This is a genomic window from Mycobacterium sp., assembly GCF_052144515.1.
In the GTDB taxonomy this organism is placed as follows: domain Bacteria; phylum Actinomycetota; class Actinomycetes; order Mycobacteriales; family Mycobacteriaceae; genus Mycobacterium.
The window spans coordinates 1-6290 of record NZ_JBKQQD010000044.1; the positions used below are offsets into that span (position 1 = coordinate 1).

4 protein-coding genes and 1 pseudogene are annotated in these 6290 nt (G+C 61.0%); 1 reads left to right on the forward strand and 4 read right to left on the reverse strand.

Going from position 1 to position 6290, the window contains the following annotated elements; genetic code table 11:
- Positions 1-241: 241 nt before the first annotated feature.
- The 4 genes and pseudogenes from ACLP9N_RS02185 to ACLP9N_RS02200 all read right to left on the reverse strand — a co-directional run.
- Positions 242-424: pseudogene (locus tag ACLP9N_RS02185) on the reverse strand (DDE-type integrase/transposase/recombinase); the annotation flags it as partial.
- Positions 425-564: 140 nt separating this feature from the next.
- Positions 565-1458, reverse strand: coding sequence for a polysaccharide deacetylase family protein (locus ACLP9N_RS02190; RefSeq protein ID WP_442405857.1), 894 nt, complete (start codon positions 1456-1458; stop codon positions 565-567).
- A gap of 197 nt (positions 1459-1655) precedes the next feature.
- Complete coding sequence (mdlC, locus tag ACLP9N_RS02195) at positions 1656-3284, reverse strand: benzoylformate decarboxylase (RefSeq protein ID WP_442405858.1); 1629 nt, start codon at positions 3282-3284, stop codon at positions 1656-1658.
- 13 nt (positions 3285-3297) lie between these two features.
- Positions 3298-4326: a hypothetical protein gene (locus ACLP9N_RS02200; RefSeq protein ID WP_442405859.1), complete on the reverse strand. Its 1029-nt coding sequence runs from the start codon at positions 4324-4326 to the stop codon at positions 3298-3300.
- Between the two features lie 592 nt (positions 4327-4918).
- Between ACLP9N_RS02200 and ACLP9N_RS02205 the strand changes: the two genes are divergently transcribed.
- Positions 4919-6280, forward strand: a complete 1362-nt coding sequence (locus ACLP9N_RS02205) for a carbohydrate porin (RefSeq protein WP_442405860.1) — start codon at positions 4919-4921, stop codon at positions 6278-6280.
- The last annotated feature ends 10 nt before the right edge of the window (positions 6281-6290 follow it).

The following is a 6290-nucleotide window of genomic DNA, read 5'->3' on the forward strand; positions in this document are numbered from 1 at the left end:
TCTTCGCGTCAGGGGTATACTTGTTACGCACTTATAGAAGAGGGGAGACTGAGCAAAAAAACAGGTCGGCTTCCTCGCGATTTCTTGGCAACCTGTCTTGGTATCTGAGGTCTCAACAAGTCGCCAAGGCAAGGAAGTCGACCCATGGAACTTACCAGCACCTCTTCACGATCGATTCGCCGGGGGGAATTTCACTCGCCGGGCCGCTCGCGATCCACCTCCAAATCTACGAAACGAGAACTAAGAGGTGACGGCGAAGTCGGAAGTGATTGTGGGTCCGGCAGTCGGTGGACAGGAACCGCTGCGCATGACGAGCAGACTTGAAGCGCTTCATGTGCCGTTCTCGTCGTCGCGTCGGCTGGTGTGATGCTTCGGCACGATTATCGAGGTAGCAGCGTCGCCAGTGCTCAACACTAGGCAGAATGTTGCGCTTTGCGGCTGCATGGCTCCGGCCAGACGCTGGCAGGGCGCCTGGCGAGCTTCAGCCCAATGGGTGCCCAGCCCGGCGATCGGGATCCCGATGGGAACCCGACCGTGGCGCTGGTGCATCATGTTTCCGATCTTTCAGGTCTCATTTGCCGGAGCGGGCACCGCGGCAGCGTAATGTTTGGCGATGTCGCCCGACTTGGTGAACCAGACGTCGTCGCGAAACCGGGTCATGTGCTCGAGTACGCGGCGGAACTGCTTGATGCGGAATGGCTGGCCGGCGATGAACGTATGGATGGTAATGCCGTAGGCGAGCGGCTGTTTCGACGATTGCAGTAGAATCTCATCGAAGTTGTCAATCATCATGTCCGCGAAAGCAGTCGCCGTGCCGTTGTGCATAAGCACCATTGGTACATCATTGACCTCATGGGGGTAAGGTACGCTCAGCAACGGCCCCTCTTTCGTCCGCATCCAAACGGGTTGATCGTCAATCGGCCAATCGAGGGTGTAGCGATAGCCAGCCTTCGCCAACAGAGCCTCGGTGTTGAAGCTCGGATCGGCGCCGGGGCTCATCCAACCGGCGGGCGCCGCGCCTTCATGCAGGCGAATGGCCTCTGTAGCCTCCTGAATCCACGCGCGCTCTTGCTCCAGGTCCATACCGTTCGGGTGCGCGGAATTGGTAGGACCATGCGCGACGATCTCCGCACCGAGCGCCCGGAATGCCGCGACGAGTGCCGGGCAATGATCGTAGCAAGCCGTGTTGAGCAGGACCGTGAGTGGCAGGCGGTGCTCGTCGAATAGATCGATGAGGTGCCAGCCGCCGACACGATTGCCGTATTCGCGCCAACCCCAATTGTAGGTGTTCGGGTGGTTCAGTCCCGGCGAATAGCACTGCGCGAGACCACCGGAACCGTAGGAAGTGTACTCGACGTTAAGCGCAAAGTAGACAGCTAGCCGTTTTCCTTCCGGCCACGCGAATTCTGGACGATCGTGGATCCCCGCGTAGGGGAAAAAGCTTTGTGATGGTAACATTGCTATGCCTCGTAGGGGAAAAGACCTGGTGATGGTAACATTACATAAATAGTACGGCCTTGTCCTGCTGGGAAGCCTCACATTCGTTGATCGGGGGCGATCACCTGCAGTTTTCCGCTGACCACCTGATTCTGAACAAAGCCCAAACCCGCCTGATTTGCGCCAAGAAATCGCTAAACTCAGCTTGTACCTTGCCGTCAGAAAAGCGGTGGGACCACCGGGGAAATCGGAATCTCCAGCACGGTGGGCTTCGATTTGGTCCAGGCCTCCGCTATGGCGCTCCTAATGGCGTCAAGATCGTCGAGGAGTGCCGCATCGCAGCCGTAACCCTTCGCCAGAGAGATGATGTCAATACCGGGGAGATCGAGGGCGGGAACGCCGGGAGAGTCTTCATGCGCCGCGAACGACTTGAGAACGGCGTATTCCCCGTTGCGCAGAACAACGAACAGAATAGGCAAATGGTGTTGCACCGCGGTCCAGATCGACTGGATCGAATATTGCAACGATCCGTCGCCGATGATCATGATCACGGGACGGTTGCGACCGGTCTCGCGCTCACCGAGTGCGATGCCCACGGACGCCGGGAGGCCCCAACCAAGCACTCCGCTGGCGAAGGCGAAGAAGGAGGCGGGTTCGGTGATCGGCCACACCGCATGAAGATCAGGGAGACTCGAGGGGGTCTCCGCCACCAGGATGGCGTTCGCCGGCCGGATTTTGCTGATCGCCTCGAAAACCTGCGCGGCGGTCAGAAGGCCATCGTCCGACACCTTTGCCGGGTTCGGCGGGTGAGGTGCCATGCGATGCGCCAGCCCTTCCAGCGCCTTGCCGCCCGCGGGCCTGAGCTCGCCGAGCAACTCGGTGAGAGCGGCGAGAGACAAAACCGCATCCCCCAGCAGACTGTCGCCCACCGGCGCGCGCGCGGTCTCCGATGGATCGTCAGAGATGTGCAGGAGCCGCATCCCATCCGGCAAGTACGGACCGGGCGTGTAAGGGTAGTAGCGGAAAACCGAAGCGCCGACCACGAGCGCCACGTCGTGGGCTTCGAGTTTTTGGCAGAGGGGGCCGATGGCGGGCGGCAAATTGCCGGCATAGAGGGGATGGTTTTCCGGAAACGGCGCACGCTCCGGAAGGGGCGCTGACCATACCGGCGCGCCGAGCGCCTCGGCAAAAGCAACCGCCTCGCTCCAGCCGTTCCCCCGGTCGATGGCGGCGCCATAAATCAGTACGGGCGAAGACGCCTCCGACAAGGCTTTGGCGAATTCCGCCAAGCGTGCACGCTCGGGCGCAACACGACGGCTCACCGTCCGCACCACCGCCGGCCCGGCGCAGGGCTTCGCCCAATCGTCGAGCGGAAGGGAGAGAAAGACGGGACCCGCGGGCGGTTGAACGGCCGTGGCGAACGCACGCATGAAAGCGCCGGGAACATCCTCGGCACGCACGGGCTCGTACGCCCATTTGGCCCAGGGGCGAGCGAGCATCGTGGCTTCGACATTCGTCAGGAAAGGTTCCATCAGCAGCATTTCGCGCGTTTGCTGGCCGGCGGTCACAATGAGCGGGGTCTTGTTCAGCGACGCCCCCATCAGGTTGCCCATGACATTGGCCGTTCCGGCCGCGGTGTGGACGCTCACCAAGGCTGGGCGGCCCGTGGCCTGGGCAAAGCCATCCGCGATCGCAATCGCCGACGCCTCGTGAAGAGCGAGCACATACCGGAAGTCCGCCGGGAAATTCTTGAGGAAGGTCACCTCGGTCGAGCCGGGATTGCCGAAGAACGTCGTCAGGCCCAACTCGCGCAGCAACTGAAAGGTGACATCTCGCACGTTCTGCATGTTTGCGATCCTTTTACATAAGTCGCCACAGCACGATGACCTCCAGCAAATAAAGAGCGGCAATCGAGCCGAGCCCCGCCGCCATCCTCCAGGCCGGCGCGTCCCGCTTCGGCGAGAGCCACCACCCGAGTCCCCGAATCGCGATCGGCATCAACGGCCAGGAAAGCAGCGACACGGTGAGCGCATTGCCAATGAAGGTGGCGAGCGCCGGATTCCAGCCGATGAACAGCGGGTTGAGCCAGCGCATTTCGAGCATGACGAGCGGGAAGAGGACGAGCAGTACGAGCATGGTTTGCTTCCAGACCGCCGGGATTGTGACCCCCTCCGGACCGCCCGGAAACCAGCCGGCGAATGACGACATCAATTGATGGCTCTCCTCGCGATCGATAAGAGGCTCGGCCCTTTGCAGCAACTGCAACCTTTCGCTCGAAGTGAGCCAGTCTTGCAGGTGGACAAGGGTATCGAAACGGAGCAGGGTGGTCCAGAAATCCTGTTGAATGTCACTGGGTGGCTGAATGTAGATGCCTTGATAGCCCGGGAAACGCGCCTGGGCTTGCTGGATCTCTTGCGCCCACTTCAAGTACTCATCGTCCTTGCCGGCCTTCAGGTGGGTCGTGATGACGTCGGTCACGCGGCAAGGAAGTTGCGGAGTCCCCACGTCCTCATCGCGAGGACCGGCCGATTCCTCCGGATCGATCAAGTCCTTGGCCTCGTCCCAGAGCAATCGTCGCTCGGCCGATTCGCGCCACGCACGCAGGAACTCGGGCGAGCGAAACCGCTGGACGATGACCCAGTCCCGCTGGAGCGGCGGAGTCGGCGGAATCACTTCGGCATTCAGAAATCCGGGAAAGCTGGCAACGGTTGTGCTCAATCGGGCCTGCCACGAGCCAAATGGCTCGTTCGCTCCGGAGCGCACTTGCACTTTCGTGACGACACCTGCGATGTCGGATCTGTTAGAAGAGGCGTTCATGATCGGCTCGCCGATCTCTACGAACTGCGTGAAGACCTCGCATTCATCCTGACGCGCACCCTCATCACACAACCTATGACGCCGAGAGTTGGAATGAGAACTGAGCCTTTGACCGCAGACTGTCAATTGACGCGACCGCCAAGTTAAAGACGCGACCGCCAAGTTAAATTGGAGTGGCCTTAGTGATGAATCCGATAAAGCGGACAATATCCCAGTATCGAAGCCGGTTTGATGATCGAGGCCACCCATAATGCCTCCTCGCATGAAGTTGGTCTCTTGTGGTCTTCTTCTGATCTTCGGGACGGGCTGCGTGACGGATCGCTATGCCACTCTGGTCGATCGGCCGGCGAATCTCGGCGTCAGTCGCGAGAACCCGGCACCGACGCCGGACTCGAGAACCTCGGTCGGGGACGACCGAACGACGAGCGTCCCAGCGCCGGTTCGTCGCAGTCCCGCGATCGACCTGTCCACGTTGGCAGGCGATCAGGGCGAGGTGGCCTGGGTCGACCGATGGCTTCAACGCGCGCGCTGGGAAGAGCGAAGTCCAGCGATTCCGGATGCCAGCGAGGTTGGGGGAGCCGCCGCCTTATCCTTGCCTTCGGGGGGCGTGGGCAGTGGATCGACGTCCGGGACGGCCGCGGCATCGGATCCGGGAGGTGGCTCGGTGACGGGTTCCGGAGGGGCCACCCCGGACGGCGGCGGGGGAGAATCCGGGACAACGAGTCGGGCGTCCGATTCCGGGGCGGTCAACGCGGTCAGCGGAAACCCGGCGGCCGTCAACATCCTCGCCGGCACGGGTCGCCTGGGTGATTTCCTGGGTGTTAACCATGATGGCATCCGTTTCGGAGGTCTCAACATCACGGATGCCAACGGGAACCTCGCCGGCGGCCTTGGCCCCGGCAAATGGGTCGGGGATACCTTGACCATCGCGGATTTATCGATCGACCTCGAGAAGATGGTGGATTGGAAGGGAGGGCTGTTCGGGACCCAGTTCCTGTACTACAACGGCTTCGGAGGGGGATATACCATCAACGGCGTCGAACAGGGTAAGAACTCGCCCAACGCACTGGCCGGTAGCGTGATGGGCTTCAATGCGCTCGACGCCGGAGCGCCGTATAGCCGCGCGGAGCTCTATCAACTCTGGTTTCGCCAGGAATTCTTCGACGACAAGCTCATCGTTCGCATCGGCAAATCGGTGCCGACTTATGATTTCGACAATGTCCTCCGCGACTGGCCGATCGAGGATCCCCAGGCGGCCGTCCCCGCGATTTCCGGCGCGCTGTTCAAACCGATTTATATCAACCCGACGATGCTCAGCGTGTTGCCCGGCTATTACAATTCCGCCACCGGCCTGGTCGTTTCCGCGATTCCCACCAAGTATACCTACCTCCAGTATGGTTTTTTCGACGGGAATCTGGCCCGCGGCGAGCAGACCGGTTTCGACGGACCGCGCTTCAACGGCTACTACTTGCACTTGCTCGAGGCCGGATTGAACTGGACACTGGCAAAGGACGATAAACCGGGCAAATTCGGTGCGGGAGTCTGGTTCCAGACCGGCAAGCTGATGGGACTCAATGGTCGGCCCGAAGAGGGAGCCACCGGCATGTACTTGTTCGGCTCGCAACGGCTCTACTTCGAGAAGCCCAAGTCCAAAGGCCAGGGCTTGGTCTCCTGGATGCAGTTCGGGGCGACCAACGCGGATATCTCCCAAACCCAGCGCTACTTCGGATTCGGCTTGAGCTACTTCGGTCCCATTCCCAATCGCGACGAGGATTCCTGCGGTTTCGGTTTGGCCTATGGAACCATGAACCCGGACCCCCAGGCCGGTTCCAGCTACTTCCCGAACGACAACCTCCGGACGACCCAGCTCGGTAGCAGCGAGACGATCCTCACCTGGTACTACCAGATGAAGCTCCGTGATGGGCTCTACATCCAGCCGAACCTGAGTTACATCCCCGCCCCTGCCGAACATCCCGGCATCCCGGCGGCTTTCGATTTTACCCTGCGCGGGATCGTCTTGTTCTGATCCATGCCAG

What these genes read in the sequence shown, in the direction of transcription:
- ACLP9N_RS02190 (WP_442405857.1), bottom strand. Translation starts at nt 1,458, where the DNA reads ATGTTACCATCACAAAGCTTTTTCCCCTACGCGGGGATCCACGATCGT.
- mdlC (WP_442405858.1), bottom strand. Translation starts at nt 3,284, where the DNA reads ATGCAGAACGTGCGAGATGTCACCTTTCAGTTGCTGCGCGAGTTGGGC.